Genomic DNA, 20,228 nt, shown 5'->3' on the forward strand with positions numbered 1-20,228 from the left:
AAAACAGTTGTGGCTATCACTTTGTATCTATATAGATAGTCGATGATAACCACGGCATTACGCTTATTATACAACTAGCAATTTTTGCTAGTGCATAATATCTACCAACGGTAGTGAGCGAATGCTTTGTTAGCTTCGGCCATACGGTGAACGTCTTCACGTTTCTTAACCGCTGAACCTTTGCTGTCAGACGCATCTAACATTTCGTTAGCTAGGCGCTGAGCCATTGATTTTTCACCACGTTTACGAGCTGCTTCAACTAACCAACGCATGGCTAGAGCATTACGACGCACTGGACGTACTTCAACTGGAACTTGGTAAGTAGAACCACCAACACGACGAGACTTTACTTCCACTTGTGGGCGGATGTTGTCTAACGCTGTTTCGAATAACTCAAGGTGAGTTTTCTCAGTGTTTTTCTCAGTTAAAATGTCTAATGCACCGTAAACAATTTTTTCTGCAGTAGATTTTTTACCATCAACCATAAGGATGTTGATGAATTTTGCTAAAAGTTCGTTGTGGAACTTAGGATCTGGCAATATTTTACGTTGCCCTACGACGCGTCTTCTTGGCATCTTAATTCTCCGTTATATTCAGGATAAACCCAAAATGTAATATGTTATTTGGCCTTACTTAACGTTTCTATTCTTTTACTTATTTTTCATAAGTGTAGAAAGGGAAACTTAAGATTTAGGTCGTTTAGCACCGTATTTAGAACGGCCTTGTCTTCTGTCGCTTACACCAGAACAATCTAGTGCGCCACGAACGGTGTGATAACGCACACCCGGTAAATCTTTAACACGACCACCACGAATCAAGATAACACTATGTTCTTGTAAGTTGTGACCTTCACCACCGATGTATGAAGTTACTTCGAAGCCGTTAGTTAAACGAACACGAGCTACTTTACGTAATGCTGAGTTAGGTTTTTTTGGTGTAGTTGTATACACACGAGTACATACGCCACGACGTTGTGGACAAGCTTGTAACGCTGGTACGTTACTTTTAGTTACTTGTCTTACACGTGGTTTACGTACTAATTGGTTAATAGTTGCCATTAAATAGCTCCCGATTAGTTAAATTTGTGTAAATTCCAATCAATGGGGAAATTTACACCCTTATAAACGTGAAAATCCGCGACTCTAAATTCTATACACAAGTGTACGGAATATAGGGTCGCGGAATTCTATAGGTCAAGCTTTAACCTGTCAAGCTTTACTCGCATTAGACAGGTTATTCATCTGCTTTTAACCAATTTATCTTTATTATGTACTATGAAGATAAATCTGCATTTAAAGCGTCTGTTAGTGCTTGCGCTGCGTCGTCAGCTGATACTGTTACTTCTTCAGCAGGAACGGCGTTTTTAGCACGCGCGCGTTCTTGATGATAAGCATAACCTGTACCTGCTGGGATTAAGCGACCAACAATAACGTTTTCTTTCAAGCCACGAAGCTTGTCTTTCTTACCAGCGACTGCTGCTTCAGTAAGTACACGCGTCGTTTCTTGGAAAGATGCTGCTGAGATAAATGACTCAGTTGCTAATGATGCTTTAGTAATACCCATCATCAACATTACATATTCAGCTGGCTGCTTGCCATTAGCTTCTAGCTCACGGTTTGCGATATTAACGCGCGCCACTTCAACTATTTCGCCTTTCAAGAATTCACCATCACCAGCGTCTAAAATCTCACACTTGCGGATCATTTGACGAACGATAACTTCAATGTGCTTATCGTTAATTTTAACACCTTGTAAACGGTATACTTCTTGTACTTCGTTAACAATGTAGTTAGCTACTGGAGCAACACCACGTAAACGCAAGATATCGTGTGGAGACTCTGGACCATCGGCAATAACTTCACCTTTAAGTACAGATTCACCTTCAAACACGTTTAGTTGACGCATTTTAGGGATCATCTCTTCGTAAACTTCACCACTTGGTTGAGTGATTAATAAACGCACTTTACCTTTAGTTTCTTTACCGAAGGCGATAATACCTGTTTTCTCAGCTAAGATAGCTGGAAGCTTAGGCTTACGTGCTTCAAATAAATCTGCTACACGTGGTAAACCACCGGTAATATCACGCGTTTTTGACGATGCTTGTGGAATACGGGCTAGCGCATCACCAATACCAACTTCTGCACCATCTTCAAGGTTAATAATCGCGTTACCCGGTAAGAAGTACTGTGCTGGAATTTCAGTACCGGCTATCATCACGTCGTTGCCTTTAGCATCAACTAACTTAACCGCTGGGCGCATTTCTTTACCCGCAGTGTTACGTTGACCTGCTTCAGTGACTACGATGCTAGATAAACCAGTAAGCTCATCAGTTTGACGAACCATAGTTACGCCATCAATAAGTTCAACGAATTGAACCTTACCACCAACCTCAGTGATAATTGGATGCGTATGCGGATCCCAATTAGCGATGATGTCGCCAGATTTGATTGCTTCACCATCTTTCTTATTAAGAATGGTACCGTAAGGAACTTTATAACGCTCTTTCTCACGACCAAGCTCATCAATTACTGTTAGTTCAGATGAACGTGAAGTTATTACTAAGTTATCTTCAGGGTTAGTTACAAATTTAGCATTTTGTAATTTCAGTGTACCTGTGTTCTTAACTTGTACGTTGTTCTCTGCTGATGCACGAGATGCCGCACCACCAATGTGGAACGTACGCATAGTTAACTGAGTACCAGGTTCACCGATAGATTGTGCTGCCACAACACCAATCGCTTCACCTTGGTTGATCATATGACCACGAGCCAAATCACGACCGTAACAATGAGCACAAATACCAAAATCGGTTTTACAGGTAATGATTGAGCGAACTTTCATTTGATCAATTGAATTTTTTTCAATGAAATCACATAACGCTTCGTCAATTAAAGTATTACGAGGTAATAACACTTCATCAGTACCAGGTTTCACAACATCTTCAGCTACAACACGACCAAGCACACGTTCACGTAACGGCTCAACAACATCACCACCTTCAATTAATGGTGTCATTTGTAAACCGTCTAATGTGCCACAGTCATGTTCGGTAACAACCAAATCTTGTGCAACATCAACTAAACGACGAGTTAAATAACCCGAGTTAGCCGTTTTCAATGCCGTATCAGCCAAACCTTTACGCGCACCATGTGTTGAGATGAAGTACTGTAGTACATTCAAACCTTCACGGAAGTTAGCGGTGATTGGTGTTTCGATGATTGAACCATCTGGTTTAGCCATCAAACCACGCATACCTGCAAGCTGACGAATCTGAGCAGCACTACCACGAGCACCTGAATCCGCCATCATGTAGATTGAGTTGAAAGAGTCTTGCTCTTCTGGCTCACCGTCGCGGTTTATCACAGTTTCTTTTGATAAGTTGTCCATCATCGCTTTCGAGATTTTCTCGTTGGCAGAAGACCAAATATCAATAACTTTGTTGTATTTTTCACCCTGAGTTACAAGACCTTGCTCGAACTGAGTTTGAATTTCTTTAACTTCTTCTTCTGAATCTTCGATAATAGTGTATTTCGCTGCCGGAATAACCATATCGTCGATACCAACTGAAGCACCCGCGATCATCGCGTAGTGGAAACCTGTATACATAATTTGGTCAGCAAAGATAACAGTATCTTTAAGACCTAAGTTACGGTACGCATGGTTGATCAGTTTTGAAATTGGCTTTTTACCTAGTGGCTGATCAATAAGATCATAAGGCATGCCATCTGGACATACTTGCCATAAGATTGCACGACCAACAGTAGTATCACGAAGCTTAGTAACAGGCTCAAGCACACCATCTGCATTGCGAACATGTTCAGTAATACGAATTTTCACTCGGGCATGAAGTTCAGCAAAACCTGTACGGTAAGCTTTTTCAGCTTCTTTGATGTCGGTAAAAATCATACCTTCACCTAAACCATTTACACGATCACGTGTTAGGTAATATAAACCTAATACAACATCTTGTGATGGTACGATGATAGGATCACCATTCGCTGGAGAAAGTACGTTATTCGTTGACATCATCAACGTACGCGCTTCCATTTGTGCTTCGATTGTCAACGGTACATGTACCGCCATTTGGTCACCATCGAAATCGGCGTTATATGCCGCACAAACCAACGGGTGTAAATGAATCGCTTTACCTTCAATTAATACAGGTTCAAACGCTTGGATACCCAATCTATGAAGTGTTGGTGCACGGTTAAGCATAACCGGATGTTCACGAATTACTTCATCTAGTACATCCCAAACTTCAGCGCCTTCACGCTCTACTAATTTCTTAGCAGCTTTGATTGTTGTGGCTAAACCACGCGCTTCTAATTTACCGTAAATAAATGGCTTGAATAGTTCAAGTGCCATCTTCTTAGGTAAACCACATTGATGCAAACGTAGTGTAGGACCAACAGTAATTACAGAACGACCAGAATAATCAACACGTTTACCCAATAAGTTCTGACGGAAACGACCTTGCTTACCTTTGATCATATCGGCAAGTGATTTAAGAGGTCGTTTGTTAGAACCGGTAATTGCACGACCACGACGACCGTTATCAAGCAATGCATCAACAGACTCTTGCAACATACGCTTTTCGTTACGTACGATAATATCTGGTGCTACTAGGTCAAGAAGACGTTTCAAACGGTTGTTACGGTTAATAACACGACGATATAAATCGTTTAAGTCAGACGTTGCGAAACGACCACCATCTAATGGTACCAACGGACGTAAATCTGGTGGTAAAATTGGTAAAACGTTCATGATCATCCACTCAGGCTTATTACCTGATGCCGCGAATGCTTCCATTAATTTTAAACGTTTAGTGATTTTTTTACGTTTTGTTTCAGAGCCAATTTCAGGTAACTCTTCACGCATTTGCGCTACTTCACCGTCAAGATCAATCTGTTTCAATAACGCAAGTACCGCTTCAGCACCCATTAGGGCGTCGAATTCGTCACCGTGCTCTTCTAACGCATCAAGATATTCTTCTTCGGTTAGAATTTGGCTTTTTTCTAATGTTGTCATACCAGGTTCGGTAACAACATAAGATTCAAAATAAAGCACACGTTCAATATCACGTAGCGTCATGTCTAATAATAGACCGATACGTGATGGTAAAGACTTTAAGAACCAAATGTGGGCAACTGGACTTGCTAATTCGATATGACCCATACGGTCACGTCGAACTTTAGTCAATGTAACTTCTACGCCACATTTTTCACAAATTACACCACGGTGCTTAAGGCGTTTGTATTTGCCACAAAGACATTCATAGTCTTTTACTGGGCCAAATATACGCGCACAGAACAATCCATCACGTTCCGGCTTAAAAGTACGATAGTTAATCGTCTCAGGTTTCTTTACCTCACCAAATGACCATGAACGAATCATGTCAGGTGAAGCTAGCCCGATGCGAATTCCATCGAACTCTTCTGTTTGATTTTGTTGCTTAAGAAACTTAAGTAAATCTTTCACACACTATCTCCTGTCGGAGTTAAATACCGGAGAGAACAGTTATCTGTTCTCTCCCTGTACTGACTTTCAGCGTCTGCTAAATATCAGCAATGTAGCTGCGCTAGCTTAGTCCTGATCCAATTCGATGTTGATACCCAACGAACGAATTTCTTTCAACAATACGTTGAATGATTCAGGGATGCCTGGTTCCATGCGATGATCACCGTCAACTAAGTTTTTATACATCTTAGTACGACCGTTAACATCATCAGATTTAACCGTTAGCATTTCTTGTAAGGTATAAGCCGCACCATAAGCTTCAAGTGCCCATACTTCCATCTCACCGAAACGCTGACCACCAAACTGTGCTTTACCACCCAATGGTTGTTGTGTTACTAGCGAGTATGAACCCGTAGAACGCGCATGCATTTTGTCATCAACTAAATGGTTTAGTTTCAACATATACATGTAACCAACAGTTACTGGACGCTCAAAGTTACGACCAGTACGGCCATCAGTAAGCGTGAACTGACCACTTTCAGGCATATCAGCAAGTTTAAATAAGTCTTTAATCTCTTTCTCGCTCGCACCGTCAAATACTGGTGTAGCAATCGGAAGACCTGCACGTAAGTTACCCGCTAAGCGCATAATTTCATCATCAGAGAATGAATCAATATCGACTTTTTGGCGAGACTCACCTAAGTTGTAAACTTCTTTCAAGAATTCACGTAATTTATGAATTTCTTGCTGAGCTTCCAACATGCGGTTAATTTTTTCACCAATACCACGTGCTGCCATACCTAAATGCGTTTCTAGGATCTGACCAATGTTCATTCGTGATGGTACACCCAATGGGTTAAGTACTACATCAACTGGAACACCGTGCTCATCGTAAGGCATGTCTTCAACAGGTACTACGTTTGAAATAACACCTTTGTTACCATGACGACCGGCCATTTTATCACCTGGCTGGATACGACGCTTAACTGCTAAATGCACTTTAACTATTTTCAATACGCCCGGTGCTAAATCTGCACCTTGTGTGATTTTACGACGCTTAACTTCATATTTCTTATCAAAATCAGCTTTTATGTTGTCATATTGTTCAGCGATTTGTTCAAGCTCTGACTGTTGACCTTCATCAGCTAAGTTCTGAACTAACCACTTATCACGAGACATACTGTTAAGATCAGATTCATTTAAACCTGAGCCTAATAATAATTTCTTCGCACGAGCGTAAATGCCATCTTCTAGAATACTGAACTCATCACCCAAGTCTTTCTTAACTTGTTTAAGTTGCATTTCTTCGATTTCAACAGCACGAGCATCTTTTTCAACACCGTCACGGGTGAAGATTTGTACATCAATGATAGTACCAGACACGGAGTTAGGAACACGTAAAGAGCTGTCTTTAACATCAGCGGCTTTTTCACCAAAGATTGCACGTAATAGTTTTTCTTCTGGCGTTAACTGTGTTTCACCTTTAGGAGTAACTTTACCCACTAAAATGTCGCCACCGTTAACTTCAGCACCAATGTAAACAACACCCGCTTCATCTAATTTAGATAATGCAGATTCGCCAACATTTGGAATATCAGCCGTAATTTCTTCGCTGCCAAGCTTAGTATCACGAGCGATACAAGTTAATTCTTGAATATGAATCGTAGTGAAACGATCTTCAGTAGCTACACGCTCAGATAACAACATTGAATCTTCAAAGTTGTAACCATTCCAAGGCATGAAAGCAATACGCATGTTTTGACCAAGCGCCAATTCACCCATATCGGTAGAAGGACCATCAGCTAAAACATCACCACGAACTACAGGTTCAGCCATACGACACAATGGACGTTGGTTGATACATGTATTTTGGTTTGAACGGGTGTATTTAGTTAAGTTATAAATATCAATGCCCGCTTCACCAGCGTGCATTTCATTTTCATTAACTTTAACAACGATACGTGATGCATCAACGTAAGCAACAACACCACCACGTTTAGCAACAACAGTTACACCTGAATCAACAGCAACAATTTTTTCCATACCCGTACCAACAAGTGGTTTATCCACTCTTAATGTAGGTACTGCTTGACGTTGCATGTTCGAGCCCATCAAGGCACGGTTAGCATCATCGTGTTCTAGGAACGGAATAAGTGATGCCGCCACAGATACGATTTGTTGTGGTGAAACATCCATATACTGAACTTGTTCAGCAGACATTAGGGTAAATTCGTTTTTATGACGACAAGCTACTAAGCCTGCAACCAATTTACCATCCGCATCAACTTCAGCGGTAGTTTGTGCAATCACGAAGTTGCCTTCTTCGATTGCAGAAAGGTAATCTATGTCATCAGTGATCAAACCATCAACGATTTTACGGTAAGGTGTTTCCAAGAAACCGAAATCGTTAGTACGTGCATAACACGATAACGAGTTGATCAAACCAATGTTTGGACCTTCCGGTGTTTCAATTGGACAAACACGACCATAATGAGTTGGATGAACATCACGTACTTCAAAACCAGCACGTTCACGTGTCAAACCACCCGGCCCTAAAGCAGAAATACGACGCTTATGCGTCACTTCTGATAACGGGTTGTTTTGGTCCATAAATTGTGACAATTGTGATGAACCAAAGAATTCTTTAACGGCAGCAGAAATCGGCTTAGCGTTAATTAAATCTTGTGGCATGATCGCATCTAAGTCACCAAGACTTAAACGTTCACGAACAGCACGCTCAACACGTACTAAACCAACACGAAATTGGTTTTCTGCCATTTCACCAACAGAACGTATACGACGGTTACCTAAGTGATCAATATCATCCACTTCACCTTTACCGTCACGAATGCCGATTAAAGTTTTCATTACTGAAATGATATCTTCTTTAGATAATACACCCGTACCTACATCATCAGCATTACCAACACGACGGTTGAACTTCATACGACCTACCGTTGATAAGTCATAACGTTCTAGTGCGAAAAATAGGTTATTGAATAACGTATCTGCAGCGTCTTTTGTTGGTGGCTCGCCAGGACGCATCATACGGTAAATTTCAACTAACGCTTCTAATCGGTTGGTTGAGTTATCTACACGAAGTGTGTCTGACATATATGAACCAACATCGAATTCGTTCATATATAAAGTAGAAAGTACTTTATGACCTGCTTGACTTAATTCAGCTAGCATTTCTAGCGTGATTTCAGCATTAGGTTCAGCTATCACTTCACCGGTAGATTTGTCGATATAGGCTTTAGAAAGTACTTTGCCTACAATATATTCCGCAGGTACTTCTAGCTTTTCAAGCTTAGCTTTTTCTAGTGATCTAATATGGCGAGCAGTAATACGACGACCTTGCTCAACTAAAACATCACCTTTAGGCAGTTTTATATCGAAAGTAGCTGTTTCACCACGTAAGCGTTCTGGAATTAAATCCATTACTAACTTATCGCCTTTAATCGTAAAATCTGTTGTATCGTAGAAGATATCTAAAATTTCTTCTGTTGAGTACTCTAAAGCACGCAAAATTATTGACGCCGGTAATTTACGACGACGGTCAATACGAACAAATAAGTTATCTTTTGGATCAAATTCGAAATCTAACCATGAACCACGGTAAGGTATAACGCGGGCGTTATATAACACTTTACCTGATGAATGCGTTTTCCCTTTATCGTGATCGAAAAACACACCTGGAGAACGGTGTAATTGAGAAACAATAACACGCTCAGTACCATTGATGACAAACGTACCGTTGTCAGTCATTAATGGTATTTCACCCATGTATACTTCTTGTTCTTTGATATCTTTTACTGTGCCTGCCGCCGCTTCTTTATCATAAACTACTAGACGTAATTTAACGCGTAATGGCGCAGAGTAGGTTATACCGCGAATTTGACATTCTTTAACGTCAAATAACGGTTCGCCCAAACGATAGCTTACATATTGTAATTCTGAGCTACCAGAATAAGCTTTAATTGGAAAAATAGAATGAAATGCAGCCTCTAGGCCTGTTTCACCAGTTGGATCAATATCAATAAACTTACGGAAAGATTCGAGTTGGATTGATAACAAGAATGGATAATCCATTACTTGCACACTTTTACCAAAGTCCTTACGAATACGTTTCTTTTCAGAGTAAGAGTAAACCATGGGGTTCCTCAGCTTGCTGGTTATGGCCGAATCTGCCTTTAAAAAGACAGGATATTGCAGTGATACTTTTTTTATCAAGCATCAAATAATGCACTGTTTTGGTTCAAAAAAAAACCACTTTCTTTAGCGCAAAAAGGCCGGTGACGTTTAAATCACCAGCCATTGCCTTTTCAGGCAAATAATCTGTTTAAAAACAGACTATTTGATCTCAACAGAAGCACCTGCTTCTTCAAGAGTTTTCTTAAGCTCTTCAGCTTCAGCTTTGTCAACGCCTTCTTTAATCGCTTTCGGAGCTGATTCAACAAGATCTTTAGCTTCTTTTAAGCCAAGACCTGTTGCGCCACGAACGGCTTTGATTACAGCAACTTTCTTCTCGCCGAAGCTAGTCATTACTACATCAAATTCAGTTTTTTCTTCAGCAGCTTCAGCTGGACCAGCAGCAGCAACAGCAGTTGCAGCAGATACGCCAAACTTCTCTTCCATTGCTTCGATTAGTGCAACAACGTCCATTACTGACATTTCAGCAACTGCGTTTAGGATATCGTCTTTAGAAATAGACATTTTAAATTTCCTGTTTTAAGTAACAGTCTTTTTGACTGTTATAAATAACTATAAATACAAAAAGTGCAAATTGTGCTCTTATCATTAAGAGGTAAACAATTATTAAGCAGCTTCTTGCTCTTTCTGATCGCGTACTGCAGCAATTGTGCGGACAAGTTTGCCTGCAGATGCTTCTTTCATAGCGCTCATTAAACGTGCAATTGCTTCGTCGTAAGTTGGTAGCTTAGCTAACATGTTTACGTCTACTACATTACCTTCAAATGCTGCTGCTTTTAATTCAAATTTTTCGTTAGTTTTAGCGAAATCTGTGAATAAACGTGCTGCTGCACCTGGATGCTCGTTTGAGAATGCAATTAATGATGGACCAACTAATGTGTCAGTAACACATTCAAAGTTAGTACCTTGTAATGCACGACGTGCTAACGTGTTACGGATAACTTTCATCCATACGCCGTTTTCACGTGCTTGCTTACGTAATACAGTAATTGCTTCAACTGAAACACCGCGTGAATCCGCGACTACAGCTGATTGAGCGCCATTGGCAGCTTCTTGAACTTCAGCAACAATTGCTTTTTTGTCATCAAGATTGATAGCCATTGGCTTTACTCCTGGTTCACCGGCAATATAAAACCGGTATTTACTATCCCTAAGCAAATTAATATTCGCTTAGGCCGTTACGGCGAGGACCAGAATTAGGAAATACTGGGTAATCACCATCTACGTAGGAAAAATTAAGCTTTTAACGAAGAATCGTCTCAGCTCCTACGGTCTTTGACGGGGTTGTCTAAAGCAAATACATGCTAATAACTAGACAACACCTACCAAAATTTAAGGGGCGAAATTATAGTCTACAATTTCACCCTTGTAAAGTATCGATTTTCGACACTTTACTGAAAACTATTGTGTCAAGCTAGCTTGGTTAACGGCAACGCCGGCACCCATAGTAGTTGAAACAGAAATTTTCTTAATGTACTGGCCTTTAGCATTAGCTGGTTTTGCTTTTTTAAGCGCTTCCAATAATGACTCAAGGTTTTCCTGCAATTTAGCATCGTCGAAATCAGCCTTACCAATCGTAGTATGGATGATACCGTTTTTGTCATTGCGGTAGCGGATTTGACCCGCTTTTGCGTTATTTACAGCAGTAACAACGTCAGGTGTAACTGTGCCAACTTTCGGGTTAGGCATTAGACCACGTGGACCTAAAATCTGACCTAGTTGACCAACAACACGCATAGCATCTGGCGTAGCAATTACAACGTCAAAATCCATTTTACCGGCTTTAACTTGTTCTGCTAAATCTTCCATACCTACGATGTCTGCACCGGCTTCTTTCGCTTTATCAGCGTTAACGCCTTGCGTAAATACAGCAACACGAACATCACGACCAGTACCGTTTGGTAACACAGTTGCGCCACGTACGTTTTGATCTGATTTACGAGCATCAATGCCAAGATTTATAGCAACATCTACACTTTCACGAAACTTAGCAGTAGCAAGTTCTTTAAGTAAAGTGATAGCTTCTGTGATGTCATATTCTTTTAATACGTCTACTTTTTCACGGATAAGACGAGTGCGTTTTGATAATTTAGTCATTGATTAGTCCTCTACCACTAAACCCATTGAACGAGCAGAACCCGCAATGGTACGCACTGCAGCTTCCATAGAACCAGCAGTAAGATCAGTTTCTTTAATCTTAACAATTTCTTCAAGTTGTGCTGTAGTAACAGTACCAACTTTATCAGTGTTAGGACGACCTGAACCACTCTTAACACCAGCAGCTTTTAGAAGTAAATAAGCAGCAGGTGGAGTTTTTGTTTCAAATGTAAAAGAACGATCAGCATATACAGTAATAACTACTGGAACTGGAGCGCCTTTTTCCAAAGAATCTGTTTTTGCGTTAAACGCTTTACAGAATTCCATGATGTTAACACCGTGTTGACCTAGTGCAGGACCAACTGGCGGTGACGGGTTTGCTGCGCCAGCAGCAACTTGTAGCTTGATTAAAGCTGTGACTTTTTTAGCCATGGTTTTAATACCTATAGTATGGGTTCTAACGCTGATAATTAAATCAGCTCCCCGTTAACAAAAAATCGATTTTCTCTTCATCAGATAAAATCGGCAGCGGATTATATATTATTCGAAGGTAGTTGTGCAAGATCAGTTATTACATTTGTATAAAAAAAGAGCGTAGAGCGCTATTAGTGATCGAATAGGAGGGGTAGAAAACGGTAAGAGTAACAAAAGTTCTGACATCTGGACTTTAGCCGATAATTAATCAATTGGGTATAAATAAAACTTGCCTTAAAATCACCTCAAGTCTGTGATTATTCCTTTGTCATTGTTTCCTCCCTGTAAAAAATAATAAAATAATGCACAGGAAGAAAAGAAGGAGGCTAACAGAAGAAGTAAAAGGTCAAAGCAGCGCATCTAAGAAAGAGATGTGTATCTTCTCTTTTGTGTATCCATGAATCTGCGACAGACCTTAAATTTTTCACATAAAAAAGCCAGAGTAAAAACTCTGGCTTTTTAGGGTATATTTAGTGCTAACCTTTTTCGACTTGACCAAATTCCAAATCAACGGGTGTAGAACGACCAAAAATCAGTACGGATACTTTAATACGGTTTTTCTCGTAATCAAGCTCTTCAACAACACCATTAAAGTCAGCAAAAGGACCATCGATAACGCGTACCACTTCGCCTGGCTCAAATAATGTTTTAGGTTTAGGCTTATCAGTATCTTCAAGACGCTGTAAAATTCGATCAGCTTCTTTTTGCGTAATAGGTGCTGGTCTTTCTTTAGTACCACCAATAAAGCCTAAAACACGCGGTACACTTTTAACTAAATGCCATGATTCATCATCTAATTCCATATGAACCAATACATAGCCTGGGAAGAATTTACGTGAACTTTTACGTTTTTGCCCCGCACGCATTTCGATAACTTCTTCAGTTGGCACTAGAATTTCGCCAAACTTTTCTTCTAAAGCGTGAATACCAATATGCTCAAGCAATGTTTTTTGTACTCGCCCTTCATAACCTGAAAACGCTTGTACAACATACCAACGTAATTTAGGATTATTGTTTTTTTCTACTTCAGGCTCATCTGTATTTGTAATTTCTTCAGTCATGACGGTACCTTAACCTACTTTTAATCCAGTAATTAATCCTACTACCCAGAAAAGAACTGAATCTAACCCCCAAAGTAATAACGACATAATTAATGTTGCCACTAATACTATGCCCGTTGTTTGTACTGCTTCTTGACGTGTTGGCCAAACGACTTTACGTACTTCAGTACGTGACTCTTTAGCAAATGCTACAGCAGTACGACCTTTAACTGTTTGCATAGCTACGAGCCCTGCAACAACAATAGCGGCAACTACCGCTATGGCGCGCACAAGAATTGATTGTTCAGCAAAAACATAATTACCAACCACAGCGCCAGCTAATAGTAAAACGATTACGCTCCACTTTAAAAAATCAAATGAACCACTTGGTTCAGTTTCAGTACTTGCATTCATATCTACTACCTGTAATTACGCGTCTAATCTAAGACAAAGCACCCCGAGGTTATCGAGGTTAAAATCTAAAACACCTATCATTTTACTAATAAGCACTTTACTCAAAAATGGCAGGGGTAGAGAGATTCGAACTCCCAACCGTCGGTTTTGGAGACCGCTGTTCTACCAATTGGAACTATACCCCTTCAATTTGTACTTACACTTACCGAGTGATTCTTAGTTGTTTGGGAATTAAGAGAGACTCTAGAAGTGAGGCGCTATTATACTAACCAAAATATTATACTCAAGGACTATTTTACAGTTATCTAAAGATCTACTAAGTGTTAGCAATATTAATAGCCGCTACACTCTGTAAACACTAAAATTAGTTGTGTTAGGTGCCTATAATTGATAATCATTGATATTCGCTCTGATATTAGATATTTTGAGCCTTTGATATTTGAGAATAACTGATACCCTATGCTTTTAGAATTACTGGAAGATAAACACTTCGGCAAATTAGCCCCAAAAACAGTGTTTAAGCTAGCTAACAGCAACGCTAATTTTTCAAATCTTTGGTTAGTTCATTCCATCAGAAGTGATTGTTCATTATTTGAACTCGCCTTGGCAATTGCCGCAAACATAAAGTGGAGCACCCCAGCGTTAACCGCTATTGAAAACTACTTGAACATTGATACTTTTACCGATCATCAGGTTAGTAGTGAAGTAAAGCAAGCTCTAATTGATTCAAAAAATATTATTAGTGACTTTTGCGAGATTAGGCAGAGAAAGCTACTTGTCAAGTTACACACTATTGCAGAAAATATCCCTGATGCTACTGTCATAGGGGATCATAAATATACTTGCAACATACCTATTGCTTCTGTGCAATTAGATGAAATATTACAAAGCTGTGGCCCGCTTCTAAAAGACGTTTCTTTATTTGGCGGTGAAGGGAAAGACAGCAAAAACCAAAGCATTAGAAACAATACCCATTACCCTACTCCCCTGCCAAATGGCTCTGTGCCTTTAGCGCTACTCGAAAACTTACTCGCTAAAGCCACTGGCCTTGATATTTCATTTGCTGAGCCTCCTGTAGTATTAAGATATCAACCGGGACAATACTACAAATGGCATTATGACCATATATATCCACATACAGAAGAAATAACAAAACATATAGAACAATTCGGCCAAAGAGTAAAAACAGCAATTTTCTATTTAAATGACAATTTTACTGGTGGTGAAACAGAATTTAAAGCGCCTTTTATCTCTGTTACTCCTGAAAAAAACAAAGTGCTCATTTTTGATAATTGTGATGCGTTAAAAAACAGAGATACTACCAGCATCCATCGGGGGAACGAGATTACAGCGGGTGAAAAATGGATTGTAACTCTCTGGTTTAGAGATAAACCTTTTTGGCTGAGATCTGGTCTTCTATAATTTCTTAAATTTACCAGTAGTGATAAGTACCAAATCTAGAAATCACAGCTACTTTATATTTTTTAAAGCTCTAGTGTGAACTAAAATTAAGCGATAATTCATTAAGGTAAGAGCTAATACAACACCTGCACCTATCTTACGACTTACTACTCACATCCCTTATTCACCTTGTTCATCAAAACAAAAAAGACGCCGAAGCGTCTTTTTTAAGTGCTAGTGTGAACTAAAATTAAGCGATAATTCGTTAAGGTAATAGCAGATACAACACCTACACCTATCTTACGACTTACTACTCACATCTCTTATTCACCTTGTTCATCAAAACAAAACAGACGCCGAAGCGTCTTTTTAAGTGCTAGTGTGAGCTAAAATTAAGCGATAATTCGTTAAGGTAAGAGCAGATACAACACCTGCACCTATCTTACGACTCACACCTCACTACTCAACTCGCGCAACTCACTCACTTTATTCACTAAAACAAAAAAGACGCCGAAGCGTCTTTTTTAAGTGCTAGTGTGAACTAAAATTAAGCGATAATTTTAGATACAACACCAGCACCAACTGTACGACCACCTTCACGGATTGCGAAGCGTAAACCTTCGTCCATCGCTACTGGGTTGATAAGCTCTACAACAAACTTCAAGTTGTCGCCTGGCATTACCATTTCAACACCTTCAGGAAGCTCTACAGCACCTGTGATGTCCGTTGTACGGAAGTAAAACTGTGGACGGTAGCCTTTAAAGAATGGCGTATGACGACCACCTTCATCTTTCGATAACACGTATACTTCTGATTCGAATTTAGTGTGAGGTAAAATTGAACCAGGTTGACATAGTACTTGACCACGTTCTACATCTTCACGCTTAAGACCACGTAAAAGAACACCACAGTTCTCGCCAGCACGACCTTCGTCAAGCAGCTTACGGAACATTTCAACACCTGTACAAGTCGATGTTTGTGTATCACGGATACCAACAACTTCTACTGCATCGCCAACTTTAACGATACCACGTTCAACACGACCAGTTACTACTGTACCACGACCTGAAATTGAGAATACATCTTCGATAGGCATGATGAATGCTCCGTCGATTGCACGCTCTGGCTCTGGAATGTAAGTATCTAATTGGTCAGCAAGTTCAATGATTTTCGCTTCCCATTTCTCGTCGCCTTGTAAAGCGCCAAGTGCTGAACCTTGAATTACCGGTAAATCATCACCTGGGAAGTCATATTCAGAAAGAAGTTCACGAACTTCCATTTCTACTAATTCTAGTAACTCTTCATCATCAACCATGTCACATTTGTTCATGAATACGATGATGTATGGAACGCCAACTTGACGTGATAACAAGATGTGCTCACGTGTTTGTGGCATAGGACCATCTGTAGCAGCAACTACTAAGATAGCACCATCCATTTGAGCAGCGCCGGTGATCATGTTTTTGATGTAATCAGCATGGCCAGGACAATCTACGTGGGCGTAGTGACGTGCAGCTGTATCGTATTCGATGTGAGAAGTATTAATAGTAATACCACGCTCACGCTCTTCAGGAGCATTATCGATTTGTGCGAAGTCTTTAACTTCACCACCGTGAACTTTAGTTAATACCGCAGAGATAGCGGCTGTTAGTGTTGTTTTACCGTGATCGACGTGACCAATAGTACCAACGTTAACGTGCGGTTTATTACGTTCAAATTTTGCTTTAGCCATCTTAAAATACCTCTGGGTACATTAAATAAATTAATTTATTGTGTTAAACATTGATTAATCTATAGAAGGTCTAAAGAAGAAGTGGTGCTGATAGGCAGATTCGAACTGCCGACCTCACCCTTACCAAGGGTGCGCTCTACCAACTGAGCCATATCAGCATTTCTCTATAAAGACTGGAGCGGGTGGCGGGAATCGAACCCGCTTCATCAGCTTGGAAGGCTGAGGTAATAGCCAGTATACGACACCCGCTAAATTCTATCAGATTATCTCTGTTAAAATGGTGGAGGGAGGTGGATTCGAACCACCGAAGGCTGAGCCGTCAGATTTACAGTCTGATCCCTTTGGCCACTCGGGAACCCCTCCAAATTTTATTTTCCACATTACAAGTAATGTATTAATGGTGCCGACTGCCGGAGTCGAACTGGCGACCTACTGATTACAAGTCAGTTGCTCTACCAACTGAGCTAAGTCGGCACTACATTAAGTGGTGCGAATTCTAGAGTAATGTTTTCTAGCTTGCAACAGCAAAATGCAAAAAAAAGCATGTTTTTATGCGTTTGATGGTTTTTTACACACAATAGCAATTATTTAACTGTACGCTCTAGTACTTAGCTGGCTTGAAAACAGCTTAAACCATGAAATACTAGCTTAGGCTCTAACTGACAGTTATCAGTTATTAGATTAGCAATTTCTTTGCCATTACCACCTGTTATCAGTATTTTGTCGAGTATTAACAAACTATCCGCTTGGATAATAGCTTCTTTAATTGCACCTATGGTCATTGCCCAATTGCCATGATTCAAACAATTAGAACTGTCCATACCAAATGATAAACTTGCAATAGCTTTTGGTGTGGCAATAATTTGATGGGTACGGCTTAATAAACTATTAAAAAGCGTTTGTACGCCTGGCATTATCCAACCGCCATGATGTTGCCCGTTTGCATCTAACAAATCAACTGTCGTCGCGGTGCCCGCATCAATAATAAGTAAATTCTGTTTTGGATAAAGCTGCTTCGCCCCTATCATAGCCAACCAGCGATCAACTCCTAGTCGCTCTGGTTGCTGGTAAGATGAAGTTACACCAAACGCTTTTGCTGAACTGTGTACTTGTTCAAAGGCAATATTGTTATGAACAGTCCACTGCTCAATGGCATCATAAACTTCTCTACCATGAACGTTAGCAAGAAACACTTCGCTAACATGTGAAAAATTTCCTTGCGACAACTGCGCTTGAAATGACTGATAATCGAGATAAACAATTTCAGAAAGTGGCGCAGCACACTCGAGCGCTTGAAAGACATATTTTACCTGTGTATTACCAACATCAACTAATAATCTCATAGCCCAGGCCTTAAGCTAACTTCACCACCGTATACCGGACTAACTTGGCCATTAACCTCTAACATTAATGCGCCTTGTGCATTAATGCCTCGACAAATACCTCGAGTAACTTTTTCACCGGTAATTAAAGCAACAGGCTTATTAAAGTAAAAATCTTGTGTTTGCCACTGTGCCACCATAGTGTTAATGCCTGTTTCACTATGTACTTTTAATCGTTTAAGCAACGCTGAAATAATGTTTGCCGCTAAAACATTTCGATCAATGTCGACACCCAGTGCACTCGATAAATCAATCCAAGGTTGATCGACTAATCCTGCACTTTTTTCTGGCATTTTAATATTTAAGCCAATACCAATAACACAATGGCAGGGCTCCATCGCTTGTCCTTCAAGATCAATTAAAATACCCGCAAGCTTTACGCCATTATAATAGATATCATTTGGCCACTTCAATTCAACATCAACTTCGTATAGTGATTTTATAGCATCACTCACCGCTAGTGCAGCAACAACACTTAAACCCATGGCAGCTGACATGCCTTGTTCTAAATACCAATACATAGATAAATAAATATGTGAGCCAAAAGGAGAAATCCATTGTCGGCCTCTTCGCCCTCGACCAGCACTTTGATATTCGGCAATGCACACTTGACCCGGCACATTTTGGTTAGGTAAACGGCGCATTAAATAACTATTGGTGGAATCTATTAAGTTATGCACTTCTACTTTCGCGCTGGTATTTTGCTCGGCTAATTGTGCCACTATCAGGTTTTCATTAAGCAGTTCTATCGGCTGAGCTAAGCGATAACCTTTACCTGTGACACTAAAAATATCAAAACCCATTTCCTGCAAGGCATTAATATGTTTTGAAATTGCCGCTCTGCTGACACCTAATTCTTCTCCTAAAGCTTGGCCAGACAAAAACTCACCTTTAACCAGTTTTTTTATCAACTGCTCACGAATTGCTTTCATTATTGACACCCTGTGCTTGCAATACTTAGCTCACCATCTTCACCGATAAACCGCACTTCAGGCACCAAGTGGATGTTAAATTTAGCCATAATTTTTTCCTGAATATAGGCCGACAAAGCAACAATATGCTGGCCATGCTTACTGTCATAGTTAATGATCACTAGGGCTTGATTCTCATGCACACCGACACCCTCATGGCGATAACCTTTAAGCCCTGCTTGCTCAATTAGCCAACCAGCAGCTAATTTTATTTCACCATTAGGTTGCCGATAAAAAGGCATTTGAGGATAATTTTGCTGTAGAGCGTTAAAAAAATCTTCATTGATGATGGGATTTTTAAAGAAGCTACCCGCATTAGGTAATTGTTTAGGCTCAGGTAACTTTGCTTGGCGAAGCTGTATAACTTTTGCCATTATTGCCTGCGGAGTTATCGGGAACGCGAGGTCGTTTAACCCTTGATAACTGTCTACTGCCCGCCATGCTTTTGGTAATAAAAAATGCACATGGGTAATAATACCTTTACCGTTTAATGTTTGTTTAAAAATACTGTTACGATAACCGAATTGACACTCAGCGTTGGTAAAACTTATCAGCTTTTGTTGAACAAAATCAAACCAAGTTACACGTTCAATAAAATCACTGACTTCAATGCCATAAGCACCAATATTTTGCACAGGTGCGGCACCGACACTACCGGGGATCAAAGCCAAGTTTTCTAAACCGTACATACCACTATCAATACAAAACACCACCAAATCATGCCAATTTTGCGCGCAAGCCGCACTGACCTGAAAATATTCATCACTTTCAGTGACCTCTATACCCATTAGGCTAGGCTTGATAATAGTCGGTGCATTCTCTTGACAAAATAAGGTATTAGTCCCTTCGCCAAGAATGTAAGACTTCGCGGCTTTTTCAATTGATATTTCAGCGAGCTCTTTTAAAGTCGATGGAAAGAGTACTTCAGCCGTTACGACAGGTACATTAAAGCTATTGAACGTTTGTAAGGAGAAGTTGGTACGTATTTTCATAACAGTGACTATTAAAGATTTGTTCTATTGTACGCAAAAATAGCTAAGGCATAAAC

General features: G+C 40.1%; 15 protein-coding genes and 5 tRNA genes. 1 reads left to right on the plus strand and 19 read right to left on the minus strand.

Features of this window, described 5'->3' with window-relative positions:
• Positions 1 to 101: 101 nt before the first annotated feature.
• From rpsG to H4J38_RS10200, 11 genes are all read right to left on the minus strand, one after another.
• Positions 102 to 575, minus strand: a complete 474-nt coding sequence (gene rpsG / locus H4J38_RS10150) for a 30S ribosomal protein S7 (protein WP_126667302.1) — start codon at positions 573 to 575, stop codon at positions 102 to 104.
• A gap of 108 nt (positions 576 to 683) precedes the next feature.
• Complete coding sequence (gene rpsL / locus H4J38_RS10155; RefSeq protein WP_011045492.1) at positions 684 to 1,058, minus strand: 30S ribosomal protein S12; 375 nt, start codon at positions 1,056 to 1,058, stop codon at positions 684 to 686.
• 214 nt (positions 1,059 to 1,272) lie between these two features.
• A complete protein-coding gene (rpoC, locus tag H4J38_RS10160; RefSeq protein WP_182131663.1) occupies positions 1,273 to 5,478 on the minus strand; it encodes a DNA-directed RNA polymerase subunit beta' in 4,206 nt (1,401 codons plus the stop codon).
• Between the two features lie 105 nt (positions 5,479 to 5,583).
• Positions 5,584 to 9,612 (minus strand): DNA-directed RNA polymerase subunit beta, encoded by a 4,029-nt coding sequence (gene rpoB, locus H4J38_RS10165; protein WP_182131664.1) that lies wholly within the window; start codon positions 9,610 to 9,612, stop codon positions 5,584 to 5,586.
• A 198-nt stretch (positions 9,613 to 9,810) separates the two neighbouring features.
• Complete coding sequence (gene rplL, locus H4J38_RS10170; protein WP_081151025.1) at positions 9,811 to 10,173, minus strand: 50S ribosomal protein L7/L12; 363 nt, start codon at positions 10,171 to 10,173, stop codon at positions 9,811 to 9,813.
• A gap of 102 nt (positions 10,174 to 10,275) precedes the next feature.
• Positions 10,276 to 10,770, minus strand: a complete 495-nt coding sequence (gene rplJ, locus H4J38_RS10175; protein ID WP_182131665.1) for a 50S ribosomal protein L10 — start codon at positions 10,768 to 10,770, stop codon at positions 10,276 to 10,278.
• 300 nt (positions 10,771 to 11,070) lie between these two features.
• The gene (rplA, locus tag H4J38_RS10180) at positions 11,071 to 11,766 is read right to left on the minus strand and encodes a 50S ribosomal protein L1 (RefSeq protein WP_182131666.1); all 696 of its coding nucleotides are present in this window, start codon (positions 11,764 to 11,766) and stop codon (positions 11,071 to 11,073) included.
• A 3-nt stretch (positions 11,767 to 11,769) separates the two neighbouring features.
• Positions 11,770 to 12,198, minus strand: a complete 429-nt coding sequence (gene rplK, locus H4J38_RS10185; protein WP_182131667.1) for a 50S ribosomal protein L11 — start codon at positions 12,196 to 12,198, stop codon at positions 11,770 to 11,772.
• A 518-nt stretch (positions 12,199 to 12,716) separates the two neighbouring features.
• Positions 12,717 to 13,301, minus strand: coding sequence for a transcription termination/antitermination protein NusG (gene nusG / locus H4J38_RS10190; RefSeq protein WP_182131668.1), 585 nt, complete (start codon positions 13,299 to 13,301; stop codon positions 12,717 to 12,719).
• A gap of 9 nt (positions 13,302 to 13,310) precedes the next feature.
• On the minus strand, positions 13,311 to 13,694 hold the full coding sequence (gene secE / locus H4J38_RS10195; RefSeq protein ID WP_182131669.1) for a preprotein translocase subunit SecE: 384 nt from the start codon (positions 13,692 to 13,694) through the stop codon (positions 13,311 to 13,313).
• 108 nt (positions 13,695 to 13,802) lie between these two features.
• A tRNA-Trp gene (locus tag H4J38_RS10200) sits at positions 13,803 to 13,879 on the minus strand.
• 274 nt (positions 13,880 to 14,153) lie between these two features.
• On the opposite strand from H4J38_RS10200, the gene H4J38_RS10205 reads away from it, so the two are divergent.
• The gene (locus tag H4J38_RS10205) at positions 14,154 to 15,116 is read left to right on the plus strand and encodes a 2OG-Fe(II) oxygenase (RefSeq protein WP_182131670.1); all 963 of its coding nucleotides are present in this window, start codon (positions 14,154 to 14,156) and stop codon (positions 15,114 to 15,116) included.
• Positions 15,117 to 15,642: 526 nt separating this feature from the next.
• Here the strand turns inward: H4J38_RS10205 and tuf are convergent.
• From tuf to murB, 8 genes are all read right to left on the minus strand, one after another.
• On the minus strand, positions 15,643 to 16,827 hold the full coding sequence (gene tuf / locus H4J38_RS10210) for an elongation factor Tu (protein WP_182131671.1): 1,185 nt from the start codon (positions 16,825 to 16,827) through the stop codon (positions 15,643 to 15,645).
• Positions 16,828 to 16,909: 82 nt separating this feature from the next.
• Positions 16,910 to 16,985: transfer RNA gene (locus H4J38_RS10215), tRNA-Thr, on the minus strand.
• Positions 16,986 to 17,001: 16 nt separating this feature from the next.
• Positions 17,002 to 17,076: transfer RNA gene (locus tag H4J38_RS10220), tRNA-Gly, on the minus strand.
• 29 nt (positions 17,077 to 17,105) lie between these two features.
• A tRNA-Tyr gene (locus tag H4J38_RS10225) sits at positions 17,106 to 17,190 on the minus strand.
• A gap of 35 nt (positions 17,191 to 17,225) precedes the next feature.
• A tRNA-Thr gene (locus tag H4J38_RS10230) sits at positions 17,226 to 17,301 on the minus strand.
• Positions 17,302 to 17,435: 134 nt separating this feature from the next.
• On the minus strand, positions 17,436 to 18,170 hold the full coding sequence (locus H4J38_RS10235; RefSeq protein ID WP_182131672.1) for a type III pantothenate kinase: 735 nt from the start codon (positions 18,168 to 18,170) through the stop codon (positions 17,436 to 17,438).
• Positions 18,167 to 19,141, minus strand: coding sequence for a bifunctional biotin--[acetyl-CoA-carboxylase] ligase/biotin operon repressor BirA (birA, locus tag H4J38_RS10240; protein ID WP_182131673.1), 975 nt, complete (start codon positions 19,139 to 19,141; stop codon positions 18,167 to 18,169). Before birA ends, H4J38_RS10235 begins: the two co-directional genes overlap by 4 nt.
• Entirely contained in the window at positions 19,141 to 20,172 is a 1,032-nt protein-coding gene (gene murB, locus H4J38_RS10245) for a UDP-N-acetylmuramate dehydrogenase (RefSeq protein WP_182131674.1), read from the minus strand. Before murB ends, birA begins: the two co-directional genes overlap by 1 nt.
• Between the last annotated feature and the right edge of the window lie 56 nt (positions 20,173 to 20,228).

This window comes from Colwellia sp. BRX10-3, assembly GCF_014077505.1.
Classification (GTDB): domain Bacteria; phylum Pseudomonadota; class Gammaproteobacteria; order Enterobacterales; family Alteromonadaceae; genus Cognaticolwellia.